Origin of the sequence: Tessaracoccus coleopterorum (assembly GCF_011174705.1) — a bacterium.
Lineage (GTDB): Bacteria > Actinomycetota > Actinomycetes > Propionibacteriales > Propionibacteriaceae > Arachnia > Arachnia coleopterorum.
Genome location: NZ_JAANIJ010000001.1, coordinates 286,990 through 302,051, shown reverse-complemented (window position 1 = coordinate 302,051; position 15,062 = coordinate 286,990). Strand labels below are relative to the sequence as shown.

The window sequence follows — 15,062 nt, the reverse complement described above, 5'->3', positions numbered from 1 at the left end:
AACGCCGTTGCGGATGTCCAACGAGGCCTATGCCTAATTAAGGAGAACACTATGTCTATCCATCGAATTTCCCTCGCGGTCCTGGCTGCTGGCCTTGCCGTGGGGTTGAGCGCCTGCGGCGGCTCCGCGACTGAGTCCGGGGTGACCGGGCCGACCAGATGTACACCTGGGTGTCCAACCAGTCCGACCGGGAGCAGTGGGAGACGTTCGTCGCCGGCGTTCGGGCGTTCGGGGAGGAGGATTTCGCGCTCGAGCTGGAGGGTCCGTCTTTCCAGGAGTACTGGACCCTTGTCAAGACGCGCATGGCGGCCTCTGACGCGCCCTGCATCATGACCACCCAGGCCGCCCGGGCGCAGGAGCTGTCGGAACTCCTGACGCCGCTGGACGAACTGGCCGCGGATGCCGGGCTGGACCTCTCTCAGTACAACGAGGCCATGATGCAGGGCCTCACTGTCGACGGTACCGTCCGGGCAATTCCGTATGACGCTGAACCGATGCTGTTGTTCTACAACGCCGACCTCTTCAAGGCGAAGGGCCTTGAGGCTCCGGGAACCACGTACACCAGGGATCAGTTCCTGTCCGACGCGCAGGAGTTGACCGATGGCGACACGTACGGCTTCGGGGTGAGCGCGGACATCTCATACCCGTACCTTCCGCTCGCCTTCGCCGAAGGCAACGTCCCTACTGCCGACACAGAGCTGGCCATCACCGATGAGGCTTTCGTGTCCGACATCCAGTGGGGCATGGATCTGGTGCACTCCGAGGCGGTGGCCGCAGCGCCCAACCCGGGCGACACCGACGAGGTTGCCCGACAGGCGTTCATGGCCGGTGGTATCGGGATGGTCATCGACGGTCCCTGGTTCTACTCGACCTACCAGGAGGGCTCGGACTTCGAGGTCGGCATCGCCGTGCCTCCGTCGACCTCGGGCGAGAGCATCGGGATGATCCAGGGATCCGGCTTCGGGATCGCGGACTCCTGCCCCGATAAGGCCGCTGCCTTCCAGAACATCATGAAGATGACCACGCCCGAGGTCGTCGGCTACGTCGGCAGCCACCGGGGAACCGTTCCGTCGATCGATTCCGCACTGAAGGGTTGGGCAGAGGGGAAGCCTGAGGCAGACGTCGCCGTCGTCGAGACGCTGCTCGCCTCGGGCTGCCCCTGATCACCACCCCGACCTGGAACCAGGTGGTGACCCAGTTCGGTCAGTACTCGTCCGAGGGTGCGAGAGGCGCCCGGTCTGCCGCCGACATCCTCGGCGCGATCGATCAGGCCGTGGGATGACGCTCACGACCAGCCGGGCTGTGGGCTCTGTCGCAGCCGGAACACGGCGCTCCGGTGGGAACAGGTCACGCAGGCCCGGCATGCGCCAAGGGCTGCTGGCATTCCTCCACCTGGCGCCCGGCATGGGTGGCTTCCTGATCTTCATCGTGATTCCCCTGATCGCCTCCCTGGTGATCAGCTTGTACAACTGGCCGCTGTATGGCGAACGGGAGTTCGTGGGGCTCAGTAACTATGTCCAGTTGCTGAGCGGCGCCGACCCGGCGTTCTATACGGTGCTGCGAAACACCGCCGTCTTCGCGGTCGGGTACACCGTTGCGAACCTCGTCATCTGCACCGGGATCGCCGTGTGGTTGCACTCGCTGCCACGCTGGGCGCCCACCTTCCGTGTCCTCTTCTTCATCCCCGTTGTCACGCCGATGGTGGCCAACGCGCTCATCTGGCGTCTGATGCTGCAGGACAACGGAGTGGTGAACTCCATGCTCGGCACGCTCGGGATCGATGGTCCATCCTGGCTTGGTGACGCCAACTGGGCGATGCTGTCGCTCATCGCGATGTCGCTCTGGCAGGGCATCGGATACAACATCGTTGTGCTTGCAGCCGGGCTCAACAACATCAATCCTTCAGTCCTCGAAGCCGCCCGGATCGACGGCACGAGCGCGTGGTCGCGCTTCTGGAAGGTGACCTTCCCCATGCTGTCGCCGTCGATGTTCTTCGCCAGCGTCATGACCGTCATCGGTGGATTCAAGGTCTTCACCCAGCCGTACATGCTCACCAGAGGCGGGCCGGGGACTCAACGAACACCCTCGTGCTCTACCTCTACCGGGCCGGCTTCTCCTACGACAGGCTCGGGTTTGCGTCGTCGATGGCGTGGGTTCTCTTTGTCATTGTGATGCTGTTTACGGCCCTGCAGTTTGTGGGTCAGCGGAAGTGGGTGAGCTACGATGCCTGATCTTCGTGTCAAGGCGGAAACCCCGAGAATCAGGTGGACCGGGATTGTCAGCAGAGCCCTCCTGGTGTTGTTGGGGTTCCTTTTCTTCGTTCCCTTCCTCTGGATGTTCCTTTCCTCGCTCAAGCCGAGTAACGAGGTGCTCCTTGGAGGTGCCAGCCCTCTGGGTAGCGAGGTGAGATGGGGTAACTACCTCGACGTCTTCACGACGCTTCCGTTCGGCCGGATCCTTTTCAACACGTTCTGGATCGCGGGGCTCGGGGCTCTGATCGCCGTGACTGTGTCAGTTCTCAGCGCGTATGCCTTCGCGCGGCTCGAGTTCAGGGGAAGGAACGCGCTCTTCGCCGTCTTCATCGCAACCCTGATGCTGCCCGTCGAGGTGCTCGTCATCCCCCTGTTCATCGGGACGAACGAACTCGCCATGGTCAACACCTACTCCGCGGTCATCCTGCCCTTCGCATTCGGTGCCTTCGGGACGTTCCTGCTGCGCCAGTACCTGCTCTCGCTGCCGCCGGATTACGAGGAGGCGGCGCGAATCGACGGTGCGAGCCAGTTCCAGTTGCTCCGGCACGTGATCGTCCCCTGCTGCGCGGGCCGATTGCGATCGTGGCGGCCTTCGCCTTCATCGACTACTGGAATGCCTTCCTCTGGCCGCTGATCGTCATCACGGACCCGGCCAAGGCGCCACTGCAGCTCGGCCTCAGCATGTTCTCCGGGAGCGGGGAACCGATTGGGGTCCGCTGATGGCGGCCTGCACGGTTGCAGTGCTGGCGAGCATGGCGATCGTGATTCTCATGCAGCGTCAACTTTCCCGAGGAATGAACATTGGAGGATTCGGTGGTAGATAACAGCGCGCCCATGGGCGACGACGAGCAAGATGAGCTCCGCTGGCAGGCGCTTCGGCGTCCGACGCCTGACTGGTTCAGGCGAGCGAGGTTGGGGTTCTTCATCCACTGGGGCCCTATTCGGTGCCCGCATGGGGGAGCCGAAGGGTGAGTTGGGCACCATTCCTCCGCGGGAGTGGTACACGCACAACCCGTACTCGGAGTGGTACTACAACACCATCCGGATCGAGGGCAGCCCTGCGCAAGAGCACCACCGACGGGTGTATGGCGACAGGCCCTACGACGACTTCATCGATGACTGGCGCGCCGAGCGCTTCGATCCGTCCGCGCTCGTGGGTGAGCTCGCCGCGGCGGGTGGCAGATACGTCGTCCTCACGACCAAGCATCATGACGGTGTCTGCCTCTGGGACGCTCCGGGAAGTGAGGGCCGCAACACGGTGGCCCGAGGCCCGAAGCGGGATCTCGTCGGCGCCTACGCAGACGCCTGCCGAGAGCACGGCGTCCGGTTCGGTGCGTATTACTCCGGCGGCCTTGACTGGCATGTCCGGCCCTTCGCGCCTATCGGTCTGGACGATTCCTGGAGCTTCGACGGCGTCAGGCCCTGGACCGCGAGTATGCCGCGTACGCGGCGGACCACCTGCGCGACCTCGTGCTGCGCTACCGGCCCGACGTGCTCTGGAACGACATCGAATGGCCCGATGAGGGAAGGATTTCAGGCAGAGCGGGATCGGGCGCGTCTTCGAGGAGTACTACGCTGCGAACCCCGATGGCGTGGTCAACGATCGCTGGCACGTGCCGCACTCGGACTACACGACCAGCGAGTACCAGCACCTGTTGAGCTCCGAGGACGCCGCTACATGGGAAAACTGCCGCGGTGTGGGGCTCTCCTTCGCCTACAACCGGGCGGAAGGCAGGGAGCATGCATTGACCGGTCGCAGGGCGGTCCGCCACCTCATCGATGTTGCCTCCCGTGGGGGCGTCTACTGTTCGGCGTCGGCCCGATGGCCGACGGACGGCTTCCCGAGTGGCAGTCGGAGATCGTCGCCGAGATTGCGCGATGGATGCAACCGGCGGGTCAGCTTCTCAATGACATCGGGCCGACCGATCGCATCGTCGAGGTTCCGGGTGCCTGGGTGCGGGTCGCGTCCGCGGCCGACCAGACGCTCCTATTCGTCGACAGTGATGAACCCGTCACCGTGCCTGTCAGTGAGTTGCTGACGCCGGAATGGGGGCATCTGACCGACGGGGTCCTAAGCATGGACGCCCATCGTCCAGGGCCTGCGGTGCTCCGGCTGGCCTGAGCGCGGCTGGGGTCGGGACGCTCTCACGCCGTCCGAGGCTCGCCGGCAAACCCGACGAGCTCCGGACGGTGCAGGTCTTACCTCTGCGAGATGCGCCTGAACTGCGCGTGGGACACGGCGGAGCGTCAGCGCGGCGGCCCGGTGTCATTCGGGAAGTCCGGGCCGCGCTGCAGCATGAGGGCGCGAAGAGCCATGTGGAGATCGAGCCGGCCCGCGCCGACGCCCCACCCCTCACCGAGCAGGGTGGAGATCCGGCCGATGCGTTGCCGCAGGGTGTTCGGGTGGATGAACAGGGCGGCCGCCACGGGCGGCAACTGCGGGCCGAACTCCAGCACCGCCCACGCCGTGCGCACCAGATCGGTCCCGTGCGCGGCGTCGTAGCTCACAAGCGGCGCGGCAGGGGCACGGACCCCCGTGGGAGCGACCCCTCGGCCTCCGCCTCGAGCAGGGCACCGAGCGCTCCGACGGTGTCACCGTCCAGCACCCTGCCCCGAGCAGCAGCAGCGTGGACAGTGCGATCCCGGCGCTGCGGTGGGCGCGGGGATGTCGGTCAGCGGACCCTGCACCCGCGAAGAGCCGACCCGCGCGGAGGGATCATCGACCTCGAGGGCCGCCTGCACCTGGGCTGCGCATGGGCGGTCGGTCTGCACGAGCGCGCACACGTGGTCACCGTGCTCGGCGACGAGCGCGGGGCCTGCACCGCGCGCCTGACGCACGCGAGCGCATCGGGAACCCGTAACGCGGTCCGGACCGCGAGCACCACGAGGGGGCGCCTCGGATCGACGCCGTGGCGCTCCATCCGGGCCCGCAGCGGAGCCCCGGGCACCGCCCGTCCCGAGATGCAGTCGTCGAGCAGCTCAAACTGGGAGCGCTGCTCCGCGTCGGCCTCGATCCGCTCTATCAACGCGGCGAGCCCGAGGTGCAGTGCGGCATGCTCGAGCGCCTCCCGCTCGCCGACGGGGATGGCCCGGTGCACCACCACCGTGCCTAGATGTCTCCCGACCATCCGCGCCGCGCAGATCGTCACATGGCCCTCGCCCGTCGCCACGGGAAACGGCAACCCCGAGGAGAGGGCGGTGGCAGCGCCGCCCTCAACCGCGGGTCGGCGGGACGCTCGTCCGGACCGAGGAACTCGGCACGGGCGTGATAGACGTTTCCGAGCAGGGTCAGGATGCCCCCTGGTCGCGTGAGCCGACCGACTCCACGAGACGGCGATCGAACTCCAGCAGCGACTGCATCGCGTGGACCCTCTCGCGTCCCGCGTCCTCCCGCGCGCCCAGGTCCTCCAGCGCCGCGGTCACGTGGGCGAGCCGCGCGCTGTGGTCGATCGCGACGGCCGCCTGCCGGGCGATGGCCTCGACGATCTCGCGCGTCTCGGCCGGGTACTCGACGCGGCGGCGGTCGGCGATCAACAGCGCACCCTGGATCCGGCCCTGCACGTTCATGGGGACCCCCAGGATGGAGCGGACCCCCTCCAACCGGACGATGGCGTCGATGCTGTCGAGGTGCACGATCGTCGGGTCGTCCGTGTAGTCGGAGGTGGACACCACCGCCATGCCGGTGGCGGCCTTGCCGAGCACCCCGGTGCCGAGCGGCATCCGGATGGTGGCGTACTCCCGGGTGCGGACCCCGTCCGACTGGCAGATGTAGGTCTCCCCGGTGGCGTGGTCGTTCAGCGACACGTAGGCCATGTCGGCGCCCGTCACGGCGCGCGTGCGCTGCACGATCGCGGACAGCACGGAATCGGGATCGGCGATGCCTGCGAGGTCGGCCGCCGTCTCGGACAGGGTGGCCACGAGCAGCCGCGACCTGGACTCCGAGCTGCAGCGCTCTGCGAGCCGCTTCAGGGCTGAGACGGCCTCCGATGGCAGGTCGGGCCGGCGGCGGCAACGATGGTGGAGGCGTCAGCGCCGCCCTCCACCAACCTCAACAGGTCAACCAGCGAGATGGTGGGCATGGCCGATTCTCACATGTGGCGCCCCGATGGTGTGCGATCGGGACATTGAGCCGGGGAGGTGTGCTTCCTAGAGTGACGGCAATCCTTCCAGAGTCGAAAGGTGTCCGATCATGGCCGATCCCATGAAGCTCCACATCCTCTCCACCGGCGTCATGGAGTGCGACCACACGTGGTTGCTGCTCCAGGCAGGCAACACGATCACCGACCGCCACCACAAGGACAAGCCGGCCGTCTGGGCCGAATGTCCCACGCACGCCGTCCTCATCGAGACCCCCGAGGGGCGCATCCTGTGGGACACCGGCGTCCCACGCGACTGGGAGACGAGGTGGGGCCCACCGGCTTCCAGAACTTCTTCCCGGTGCAGGAGGACCCGGCCGGGCCCGGCTACCTCGACTCGGCGCTCGCCGACCTCGAACTCACCACCGATGACATCGACGTCCTCGTGCTCAGCCACCTCCACTTCGATCACGCGGCCAACGCCAGGATGTTCGACAACGGCAAGACCCGCATCCTGGCCCAGGCCGACGAGATCGAGGGCGTGAAGACCATCGACGGATACAGTGCGGGCGCGCACATCGTCTCCGACTTCGCGGGCCTCCCGCTCGAGGCCGTGCACGGCGACACGGAGATCGTCCCGGGGTTTCCGTGATCTCCACGCCCGGACACACGTGGGGCACCATGAGCCTCCAGGTCGACCTCCCGACGCGGGCACCAAGATCTTCACCTCAGACGCCGTCTACCTCGGCGCGAGCTGGGGCCCGCCGGCCATCGGCGCCGGCATCGTGTGGGACTCGGTCCAGTGGCTGGAGTCGGTCAACAAGCTGCGCGGCATCCAGGAGCGCACCGGGGCCGAGATGATCTTCGGGCACGACCCGGAGCAGCGGAAGTCCCTCACCCTCGCGCCCAACGGCTTCTACAGCTGAGCCCGCCATGGTGATCTACGACCTGGCCTGCGGTGCGGGCCACCGCTTCGAGGCACACCTGGCGTCGATGTTCGACGACAATCCTCCCTGTGAATGCGGCGCGACCACCTCACGGGTGCCGAGCCGACTGAACATGGGCAACTCGGCCAGCGCGGGTCCGAGCCGCGACGACATGCCCACCACCTGGCGCGGCACCGGTGGCGGCGACCCGTCGACGTTGAGGGTTGGCATACGGCGATGACGAGGCGTGAGCGGCTCGAGGAGAAGTACCCGGAACTGGCGGGGACAGGCGACCGGTCCTCGCCCACGAGGGTGCCTTCGCCGGTAGGCCGCTCCGGGCAGGCGACGCTCTGGTCGCCGACGTCGCCCGCAGCGCCTTCGGTAAGGAGGAACCATGCTGATCCGCGGGGCTGTGCTGGAGGAGATCGGGCGGGAACGCCCCTACGCCGCCTCCGTGCCGATCCGGGTACAGGAGCTGGAGCTCGCAGGCCCCGGCCCGGGCGAGATCCTGGTGCGGATCGAGGCGGCAGGCATCTGCCACTCCGACCTCTCGGTCGTCGACGGCAACCGGGTCCGGCCTGTGCCCATGCTGCTGGGTCACGAGTCGGCCGGCATCGTGGAGGAGCTCGGCGAGGGGGTCGACGATGTCTCCGTCGGCGACCGGGTCGCCATGTGCTTCCTTCCCCGGTGCGAGGAGTGCGACAACTGCAGACAGGACGGTCGCCTGCCCTGCACGCCGGGCTCGGCCGCCAACAACGCAGGCACCCTGATGGGGGCCGGGTCCTGCTCCACAGGGACGGACCGGACGGCCGGGAGGAGATCAGGCACCACCTCGGCGTCTCCGGCTTCGCGACCCGGGTGGTCGTCAACCGGGCCTCCGCGGTGCCGGTCGGCAACGACGTGCCCCCCGACATCGCGGCGGTGCTCGGGTGTGCCGTGCTGACCGGAGGGGCGCGGTACTCAATGCCGCCGCCCCAAGGCGGGGAGTCCGTCATGATCGTCGGCCTCGGCGGCGTGGGCATGGCCGCGCTGCTCACGGCGCTCAGTCTCGACCTCGAGGTGATCGCCGTGGACGCGCTGGAATCGAAGCTCGAGCTTGCCCTGGAATGGGGCGCGGCGGCCGCGTACACGCCCCAGCAGGTGGCCGACGAGGGATCAGGGCCGACCACGTGATCGAGTGCGCCGGGCACCCGCGCGCATTCGAGACGGCGTTCAAGGCCACCGCCGTCGGGGGACGCACCGTCACCATCGGACTGCCTGCGCCGACGGCCCTGGCCGGGATCTCGCCGCTGACGATCACGGCGGAGGCGCGCACCATCATCGGGTCGTACCTCGGCTCCGCGGTCCCCGCCAGGGACATCCCCAGGTACGCCGACCTCTGGCGCGAAGGTAAGCTCCCGGTGGAGCGGCTGATCTCGTCGCGGATCCGGCTCGACCAGATCAACGAGGCGATGGACCAGCTCGCCCAGGGTCTGGCGATCCGCCAGGTGATCATGTTCGACGAGGAGGACGCATGACGGTCGACGAGGTACTGGCGAAGGTGCCCACCGGGCAGTTCATCGGGGGAGCTTCGTCGTCACCGATGCGACGTTGCCCGTCTACAACCCGGCGACCGGAGAGGTGCTCGCCGAGGTCAGCGACGGTGGCCCGAGCACGCGAGGGCGGCGCTCAATGCCGCCTGCGACGTGGGCGGACAGTGGGCCGCGACCGAACCTCGCGTCCGGGGCGAGATCCTCCGACGCGCCTTCGAGCTCATCGTCGAGCGCGGCGACGACTACGCCACCCTGATGACGCTCGAGATGGGCAAGCCGCTCGCAGAGGCCCGGGGCGAGGTCGGCTACGGGCCGAGTTCTTCCGCTGGTTCTCGGAGGAGGCGTGCCGCATCGAGGGTCGCTGGACCACGGCGCCGGTCGGCGGCAACCGCCTGCTCACCATGAAGCAACCGGTCGGCCCGGTGTACGCGATCACCCCCTGGAACTTCCCTCTCGCGATGGGCACCCGGAAGATCGGCCCGGCGCTGGCGGCCGGCTGCACCGTCGTGATCAAGCCGGCCAGCGCCACCCCGCTGACCATGCTCTACCTGATGCAGACGCTGAAGGATGCGGGCGTGCCTGACGGGGTGGTCAACTGCGTCGTCTCTTCGCGCTCCTCCCAGGTCTCCGAGCCGATCCTGACCGATCCGAGGCTCCGGAAGCTCACGTTCACCGGATCGACAGAGGTCGGCCGAGGGCTCCTCGCGCAGGCAGCGAACGGGGTCCTGCGCACGTCCATGGAACTGGGCGGTAACGCCCCGTTCGCCGTGTTGGCCGACGCCGACGTCGACCAGGCCGTGGCTGGCGCGATGCCCGCGAAGTTCCGCAACAACGGCGAGGCCTGCACCGCCGCGAACCGCTTCTACGTCCACCGGGACGTCGTCGAGGGCTTCACGGCCAAGCTGGTCGAGGCCGCCGAGGGGCTGGTCGTCGGTGACGGGATGGAGGCCGGGTCACCCTCGGGCCGCTGATCGACGCCGACGCCGTCGCGAAGGTACAGGAACTGGTCGACGACGCGGTCGCGAAGGGCGCCCGCGTGCTCACCGGCGGTGCCCCGTCAACGGGCCCGGCCACTTCTTCCAGCCGACGGTGCTCGCCGACGTGCCGCGTGACGCCCGCCTCCTGCGGGAGGAGATCTTCGGGCCGGTCGCTCCCATCGTGACGGTCGACTCCGACGACGACGCCATCGCGTTGTCCAACGAGACCGAGTTCGGCCTGATGGCCTACGTGTACTCCCGGGACATCTCCCGCGTGTTGAAGGCGGCGGAGCTTCTCGAGAGCGGCATGGTCGCGGTCAACACCGGCGTGGTGTCGAACCCGGCGGCACCGTTCGGGGAGTGAAGCAGTCGGGCCTCGGCCGCGAGGGCTCCCACGAGGGCCTCGACGAGTACCTGGAGATCAAGTACCTGGGCATCACCCTGTGAGCGCCTCCTCGGGGTGCCAGGGGTTCGGTTCCCGTTTCCTGGTCGGGGCAGACTCGTCCCTTGAGCGTCGGGTTCGGGTCGCGGGGTCTCTCGAGGCGCCACACGGCGGAGAGTTCCCGCACCTTCGGTTCCACCCTTTCGCAGTGGAGTGGGGGCAGGACCTTGCCGGGTACTTCGTGTCGTTTGTGGCGAAGTGGTCGGCGTTGTGGGTCGATCGTGACCGGTGGATACAGGACCGGGAGCCCGTCCTCGGGATCGATGACCAGCAGCCACTGATACTCCGGTGACTTGTTCGGATCGGGTTCGGCCACCCGGTGATGGAAGGAACACAACAGGGCAAGGTTGGTCAGCTTGGTGGCACCGCCTGCCCACCAGGGAACCGTGTGATGCGCATCGCAGGCGGCGTAGCCGACGTCACAGCCACGGAACACACATCCCTTGTCGCGCAGGTTCAACGCCATCCGCATCGGCTTCGGGATTGTCCGGTTCTCCCGCCCACATCCAAGGGCTGCGACACCGACCCCAACACCGCAGGCAGGATCCCGCATCACAGGCCAGGGCCCGCACATTGGCCGGGTGACCTGTTCACCGGTCGCGGTCAGGGTCGCGTGCCCGATCCCATCGACCAACGTGTCATACGACATGGTGACGATCACCCGCGGCCGGTCGCCGCCATCATCGGGCAGGTCGCCGGTGGCGGCAGCGACCCCCAGCAACCGTTCCAACGCATCTGCCCGGCGCGCCGCTTTCGACGGCACCGGGCCACCCTTGTAGGAGGCGGCAGAGGGCATCAACGCATCCAGCTGGGTCAGCAGGGTCGCCCCGACCACGGGGGTGACTTTCCCTGCGATCCGCATCGATCCGTGATGATCGGGCTCCACGCTCAGGAACCGTTCCTGCGAGGCGATCCGATCCTCGCGGTCGAGGCGTTCGGCCTCCCGCTCCTCCGCGGCCTCCGGATCCAGCAGTTCGGCGACCCGGCGGGCCATCTCGGCCAGGTCGACGGGGTCGAACTTGTCCGCATGCGCGATCAACAACTCCTGCGCCCGGACCACATCATCGACCCCAGCAGTGAGTGTCGCAGCACCCTCACCACGGCCTGCACCTGCGTCAACGACATGACCCGTCGCGCAACGCGAGCCCGATCAACGGGAACCGGTCCGCGAGTTCCCCGGAGAGTCTGCACTGGGCCAGGGCCTCGCGGCGGGTGACCTTGTTCGTCTCATGGACATGGGTGACCGCGTTGAACACGGCGGGCGGGGCACTCAGGCTGGCGCGATGCAGAAGGGAGAGGCGCAGCCCGGCGAGTTGGTCCATCATCTGCGCGATCGAGTCGGCAGCCTCGGCGCATTCCCGGTCGGGGAGGTGGTCGGCCCACGCGGCGATGTCCGCGGCGTGGGCCGAAAGACCCCCACCCGCTCGACGACCACCACGTCCTCCATCCCCCAAGCATAGCCCTAATCAAACGCTATTCAAGACCCCGAGACCATATTTCTTCACATTTTCCGGTGTTGTTCGATGCAGCATCACCCCATGCCAACCCGTTGTACATTCAGACGCGCACGCGTGGATCGAGAGCAATCGCCGTCACATGTGTGATTCAGCCCTGGATCCGGCAATTCGATTATTTGCCAGGGTCGATCGGATGCTCTCGGGCGCGCCACGGCGGTTCCGGCGTCGATGCCGGCCGTCCCTCGAGGCCGGTCGCCTGCGGCGGGTGGCGCGCAGGAGCGTCCGTGGCCAGGGCCGGGCGTGTGGGAACGGAGGCCACCGATTGCGGCCGGCCGGACCTGAATCTCCTCCCGGCGGCTCCTCCGATGCGGCGAGCGGCGGGGGTCAGCGGTGGCTGATGTCGCTGTGCAGCCGCACCAGCTTCAGGTGTGTGCCCTCCTCGTCGATCCCGACCTCCTGGTGCGCCCCGTCGGGGCCCCAGCCACTGCCGGTGAGGAATCCGCGCATCGCGTCGTTGGTGGTGGGCACCCACATGGTCGCCATCTCGTAGCCGTCGGTGCGCAGCGTGTCCACGGCGGCGTTGAGCAGGCGCGAGCCGTGCCCGTGCCGCCTCGCCCGGGGTCGATGATGAACTCACCGATGGCGCCGGTCAGCTCCCCGGCGTCCGGATCCCCGCTCGGGCCGGTGACGGCGAACCCGACGACGCCGACCTCCCCGATCGCGACCAGCACCCGGAAGTGCGCCAGCGGTGGACGCACGATCGCGTCATGCCAGGCGCGGGAGGCCTCGTCGGCCCCGGTCGCCTGCACGGCGTCGGCCAGGTCGGCCGACTCCGACCACACGCGCCGCTGAATGCGGGCGAGGTCGACGGCTTCGGAGGGCAGGGCCAGGCGCACGGTGTCTGTGACGGACATGGCGCCCATCGTATCCATTAGCCTAGGGTCCATGACCGACGCCAACATGCCCCCAAGCTCGCCCCCGGAACTCTGCGCGTCGTACCGCTCGGCGGACTGGGTGACGTCGGGCGCAACATGACCGCATTCGAGATCGACGGGCAGATCGCGCTCGTCGACTGCGGCGTCCTGTTCCCGGAGGACAACCACCCCGGTGTCGACCTGATCCTCCCCGCGCTCGACTACCTCGACGGCCGCATGGACGACATCGTCGCGCTGGTCCTCACCCACGGGCACGAGGACCACATCGGCGCAGTGCCGTACCTTCTCAAGCGCCGCAGCGACATCCCCGTCTTCGGCTCCAAGCTGACGCTTGCCTTCCTGGCCGCGAAGCTGCGCGAGCACCGCATCCGTGACTTCAAGCTCGACGCCGTCGAGGAGGGCGAGATCCTCGAGGTCGGCAACTACGAGTTCGAGTTCCTCGCGGTCAACCACTCCATCCCGGATGCGCTCGCCGTCGCGATCCGCACCGATGCGGGAACAGTCCTGCACACGGGCGACTTCAAGATGGACCAGCTGCCGCTCGACGGCCGCATCACCGACCTGCGCGGCTTCGCCCGCCTCGGTGAGGAGGGCGTCGACCTGTTCATGGCCGACTCCACCAACGCCGAGGTGCCCGGCTTCACCACCCCCGAGGTCGACGTCGAGCCGGCCATCGCCCGCGTCTTCGACGCGGCCGGAGGCAAGCTGATCGTCGCCTGCTTCGCCTCGCACGTGCACCGCGTCCAGCAGGTGCTGAACATGGCCGTCAAGCACAACAGGAAGGTCGTCTACGTCGGCCGCTCCATGGTGCGCAACATGGCGACGGCGCGCGATCTCGGCTACCTCAAGGTGCCGGCCGGCACGCTCATCGAGCTCAAGGAGATCGACAGGTACGCCGACAACGAGGTGGTCATCGTCTCGACCGGCTCGCAGGGAGAGCCGATGGCCGCGCTGAGCCGCATCGCCAACAAGGAGCACCCCGTGGTGGAGGTCGGCCCGGGCGACACCGTGCTGCTGGCCAGCTCGCTCATCCCCGGCAACGAGAACTCCGTCTACCGCGTCGTCAACGGGCTCGCAAAGCTGGGCGCCACTGTCGTGCACAAGGGCAATGCCCTCGTGCATGTCTCGGGTCACGCCTCGGCGGGGAGTTGCTCTACTGCTACAACATCATCAAGCCGAAGAACGCGATGCCCGTCCACGGCGAGGTCCGTCACCTCATCGCAAACGGCAGGCTCGCCGAGAAGACGGGTGTGCCGAAGGACCGCGTCATCGTGGCCGGTGACGGCGATGTGATCGACCTGAAGGGCGGGGTGGCGCGCAAGGTCGGCTCGGTCGACGCGAGCTACATCTTCGTCGACGGCTCGTTCGTCGGTGACATCTCCGACTCGATCATGGACCGCAGGATCCTCGGCGAGGAGGGCTTCGTCTCCGTCATCTCCGTGGTCGACATCCACAACCGGCGGATCGTCTCCGGGCCCGAGGTCCAGGCCCGTGGCCTCGCCGAGGACGACAGCGTCTTCAACGAGGCGAAGAAGCGGGTTGCGGACGCGCTCCTGGATGCGATGCGCGACGGCGTCAACGATCCGTACCGACTCCAGCAGGTGACGCGCAGGGCCTTCGGCCAGTGGATCGCCAAGTCGCTGCGTCGTCGCCCATGATCGTGCCGGTGGTCGTCACCACCTGAGCGGTGCCCCGGTTTGACCGGTTTACCGCTGGCACGTAAAGTAGTCCATCGGTGCTTTGCCCCCGTGCAATCGGGTATCGGGACGGGTAGCCCTGAGCTTTTTTGAGTTGAAACAACGAAGGTAGGTCAGTCGTGTACGCGATCGTGCGCAACGGTGGTCGGCAGCACAAGGTTGCTGTCGGCGACGTCCTGGACATCGATCTGGTGTCCGAAGAGGTCGGCGGTACCGTCACCCTGCAGCCGCTGCTGCTGGTCGACGGCGACACGATCACCTCTGATGCCAAGGGCCTCGGCAAGGTGTCCGTCACCGCCGAGATCCTGGGCCAGACCAAGGGTCCGAAGATCCGGATCCTGAAGTACAAGAACAAGACCGGTTACAAGAAGCGCCAGGGGCACCGCCAGCGGTACACCCAGGTCAAGGTCACCGACATCAAGGCCTGAGGAGTTAGACATGGCACACAAGAAGGGCGCGTCCTCGACGCGCAACGGTCGTGATTCAAACGCTCAGCGTCTGGGCGTCAAGCGCTACGGCGGCCAGCTGGTCGGCGCGGGCGAGATCCTCGTCCGCCAGCGTGGCACCCACTTCCACCCCGGCGTCGGCGTCGGTCGTGGCGGCGACGACACGCTGTTCGCCCTGGTCGAGGGACACGTCGAGTTCGGTGTGAAGCGCGGTCGCCGCGTCGTCAACATCGTTCCCGCCGCCTGAGGCTGAACAACTTTTTTGCAGAGCGGCTGAGGCCCGCACCCGAACGGGTGCGGGCCTCAGCCATTTCCATGTGTG

Annotated in this window: 21 protein-coding genes and 4 pseudogenes; 18 read left to right on the top strand and 7 right to left on the bottom strand. The window is 67.6% G+C overall.

Going from position 1 to position 15,062, the window contains the following annotated elements:
* Positions 1 to 170 precede the first annotated feature (170 nt).
* The 7 genes and pseudogenes from G7085_RS01960 (at position 171) to G7085_RS23365 (ending at position 4,374) form a co-directional block, all read left to right on the top strand.
* Positions 171 to 1,163 carry an ABC transporter substrate-binding protein gene (locus G7085_RS01960; RefSeq protein ID WP_197509797.1) on the top strand — a complete coding sequence of 331 codons (993 nt, stop codon included), beginning with the start codon at positions 171 to 173 and terminating at the stop codon, positions 1,161 to 1,163.
* A 241-nt stretch (positions 1,164 to 1,404) separates the two neighbouring features.
* Complete coding sequence (locus G7085_RS01955) at positions 1,405 to 2,172, top strand: carbohydrate ABC transporter permease (RefSeq protein ID WP_231979139.1); 768 nt, start codon at positions 1,405 to 1,407, stop codon at positions 2,170 to 2,172.
* Between the two features lie 126 nt (positions 2,173 to 2,298).
* A complete protein-coding gene (locus G7085_RS01950) occupies positions 2,299 to 2,886 on the top strand; it encodes a carbohydrate ABC transporter permease (protein WP_197509796.1) in 588 nt (195 codons plus the stop codon).
* A 200-nt stretch (positions 2,887 to 3,086) separates the two neighbouring features.
* Positions 3,087 to 3,224, top strand: coding sequence for an alpha-L-fucosidase (locus tag G7085_RS33840; protein ID WP_408647165.1), 138 nt, complete (start codon positions 3,087 to 3,089; stop codon positions 3,222 to 3,224).
* Positions 3,205 to 3,561: pseudogene (locus G7085_RS33835) on the top strand (alpha-L-fucosidase); the annotation flags it as partial. The gene G7085_RS33840 and the pseudogene G7085_RS33835, both read left to right, overlap by 20 nt.
* A 283-nt stretch (positions 3,562 to 3,844) precedes the next feature.
* A pseudogene (locus G7085_RS33830) lies at positions 3,845 to 3,994 on the top strand (alpha-L-fucosidase); the annotation flags it as partial.
* Positions 3,995 to 4,074: 80 nt separating this feature from the next.
* Positions 4,075 to 4,374, top strand: a complete 300-nt coding sequence (locus G7085_RS23365; protein ID WP_231979138.1) for a hypothetical protein — start codon at positions 4,075 to 4,077, stop codon at positions 4,372 to 4,374.
* A 125-nt stretch (positions 4,375 to 4,499) separates the two neighbouring features.
* On the opposite strand, the gene G7085_RS01940 is transcribed toward G7085_RS23365, so the two are convergent.
* The 3 genes from G7085_RS01940 to G7085_RS01930 all read right to left on the bottom strand — a co-directional run bounded on the left by G7085_RS01940 (position 4,500) and on the right by G7085_RS01930 (position 6,170).
* The gene (locus G7085_RS01940; RefSeq protein WP_197509794.1) at positions 4,500 to 4,760 is read right to left on the bottom strand and encodes a helix-turn-helix domain-containing protein; all 261 of its coding nucleotides are present in this window, start codon (positions 4,758 to 4,760) and stop codon (positions 4,500 to 4,502) included.
* A gap of 164 nt (positions 4,761 to 4,924) precedes the next feature.
* Complete coding sequence (locus G7085_RS01935; protein WP_197509793.1) at positions 4,925 to 5,350, bottom strand: hypothetical protein; 426 nt, start codon at positions 5,348 to 5,350, stop codon at positions 4,925 to 4,927.
* A 190-nt stretch (positions 5,351 to 5,540) separates the two neighbouring features.
* Positions 5,541 to 6,170, bottom strand: coding sequence for a GAF domain-containing protein (locus G7085_RS01930; protein ID WP_197509792.1), 630 nt, complete (start codon positions 6,168 to 6,170; stop codon positions 5,541 to 5,543).
* Between the two features lie 486 nt (positions 6,171 to 6,656).
* Here G7085_RS01930 and G7085_RS01925 point away from each other — a divergent pair, with 486 nt between their 5' ends.
* On the top strand, positions 6,657 to 6,980 hold the full coding sequence (locus G7085_RS01925) for an MBL fold metallo-hydrolase (RefSeq protein WP_197509791.1): 324 nt from the start codon (positions 6,657 to 6,659) through the stop codon (positions 6,978 to 6,980).
* 19 nt (positions 6,981 to 6,999) lie between these two features.
* Positions 7,000 to 7,254 (top strand): MBL fold metallo-hydrolase, encoded by a 255-nt coding sequence (locus G7085_RS01920; RefSeq protein ID WP_197509790.1) that lies wholly within the window; start codon positions 7,000 to 7,002, stop codon positions 7,252 to 7,254.
* 15 nt (positions 7,255 to 7,269) lie between these two features.
* Here G7085_RS01920 and G7085_RS01915 read toward each other — a convergent pair whose 3' ends face one another.
* Positions 7,270 to 7,485 (bottom strand): hypothetical protein, encoded by a 216-nt coding sequence (locus G7085_RS01915; RefSeq protein WP_197509789.1) that lies wholly within the window; start codon positions 7,483 to 7,485, stop codon positions 7,270 to 7,272.
* 163 nt (positions 7,486 to 7,648) lie between these two features.
* Between G7085_RS01915 and G7085_RS23360 the strand changes: the two genes are divergently transcribed.
* From G7085_RS23360 to G7085_RS33825, 5 genes and pseudogenes are all read left to right on the top strand, one after another.
* Complete coding sequence (locus tag G7085_RS23360; protein WP_231979136.1) at positions 7,649 to 8,197, top strand: alcohol dehydrogenase catalytic domain-containing protein; 549 nt, start codon at positions 7,649 to 7,651, stop codon at positions 8,195 to 8,197.
* A gap of 50 nt (positions 8,198 to 8,247) precedes the next feature.
* Positions 8,248 to 8,427 carry a hypothetical protein gene (locus tag G7085_RS23355; protein WP_231979135.1) on the top strand — a complete coding sequence of 60 codons (180 nt, stop codon included), beginning with the start codon at positions 8,248 to 8,250 and terminating at the stop codon, positions 8,425 to 8,427.
* Positions 8,424 to 8,771, top strand: coding sequence for a zinc-binding dehydrogenase (locus G7085_RS23350; protein WP_331715419.1), 348 nt, complete (start codon positions 8,424 to 8,426; stop codon positions 8,769 to 8,771). The genes G7085_RS23355 and G7085_RS23350 overlap by 4 nt, the downstream gene beginning before the upstream one ends.
* 168 nt (positions 8,772 to 8,939) lie before the next feature.
* Positions 8,940 to 9,191, top strand: coding sequence for an aldehyde dehydrogenase family protein (locus tag G7085_RS31830; RefSeq protein ID WP_331715418.1), 252 nt, complete (start codon positions 8,940 to 8,942; stop codon positions 9,189 to 9,191).
* Positions 9,137 to 10,127: pseudogene (locus G7085_RS33825) on the top strand (aldehyde dehydrogenase family protein). The gene G7085_RS31830 and the pseudogene G7085_RS33825 overlap by 55 nt, the downstream one beginning before the upstream one ends.
* Here the strand turns inward: G7085_RS33825 and G7085_RS31810 are convergent.
* The 3 genes from G7085_RS31810 to G7085_RS23345 form a co-directional block, all read right to left on the bottom strand.
* Complete coding sequence (locus G7085_RS31810; protein ID WP_331715416.1) at positions 10,081 to 11,265, bottom strand: HNH endonuclease signature motif containing protein; 1,185 nt, start codon at positions 11,263 to 11,265, stop codon at positions 10,081 to 10,083. The pseudogene G7085_RS33825 and the gene G7085_RS31810 overlap by 47 nt on opposite strands.
* A 55-nt stretch (positions 11,266 to 11,320) precedes the next feature.
* Positions 11,321 to 11,530: a hypothetical protein gene (locus tag G7085_RS01895; RefSeq protein WP_197509788.1), complete on the bottom strand. Its 210-nt coding sequence runs from the start codon at positions 11,528 to 11,530 to the stop codon at positions 11,321 to 11,323.
* Positions 11,531 to 12,046: 516 nt separating this feature from the next.
* A complete protein-coding gene (locus G7085_RS23345; RefSeq protein ID WP_331715415.1) occupies positions 12,047 to 12,235 on the bottom strand; it encodes a hypothetical protein in 189 nt (62 codons plus the stop codon).
* Between the two features lie 66 nt (positions 12,236 to 12,301).
* Here G7085_RS23345 and G7085_RS23340 point away from each other — a divergent pair, with 66 nt between their 5' ends.
* From G7085_RS23340 to rpmA, 4 genes and pseudogenes are all read left to right on the top strand, one after another.
* The gene (locus G7085_RS23340) at positions 12,302 to 12,514 is read left to right on the top strand and encodes a hypothetical protein (protein WP_231979133.1); all 213 of its coding nucleotides are present in this window, start codon (positions 12,302 to 12,304) and stop codon (positions 12,512 to 12,514) included.
* A 179-nt stretch (positions 12,515 to 12,693) separates the two neighbouring features.
* Positions 12,694 to 14,281: pseudogene (locus G7085_RS01885) on the top strand (ribonuclease J).
* Positions 14,282 to 14,413: 132 nt separating this feature from the next.
* The gene (gene rplU, locus G7085_RS01880; protein WP_197509787.1) at positions 14,414 to 14,722 is read left to right on the top strand and encodes a 50S ribosomal protein L21; all 309 of its coding nucleotides are present in this window, start codon (positions 14,414 to 14,416) and stop codon (positions 14,720 to 14,722) included.
* Positions 14,723 to 14,732: 10 nt separating this feature from the next.
* On the top strand, positions 14,733 to 14,987 hold the full coding sequence (rpmA, locus tag G7085_RS01875) for a 50S ribosomal protein L27 (RefSeq protein WP_197509786.1): 255 nt from the start codon (positions 14,733 to 14,735) through the stop codon (positions 14,985 to 14,987).
* The last annotated feature ends 75 nt before the right edge of the window (positions 14,988 to 15,062 follow it).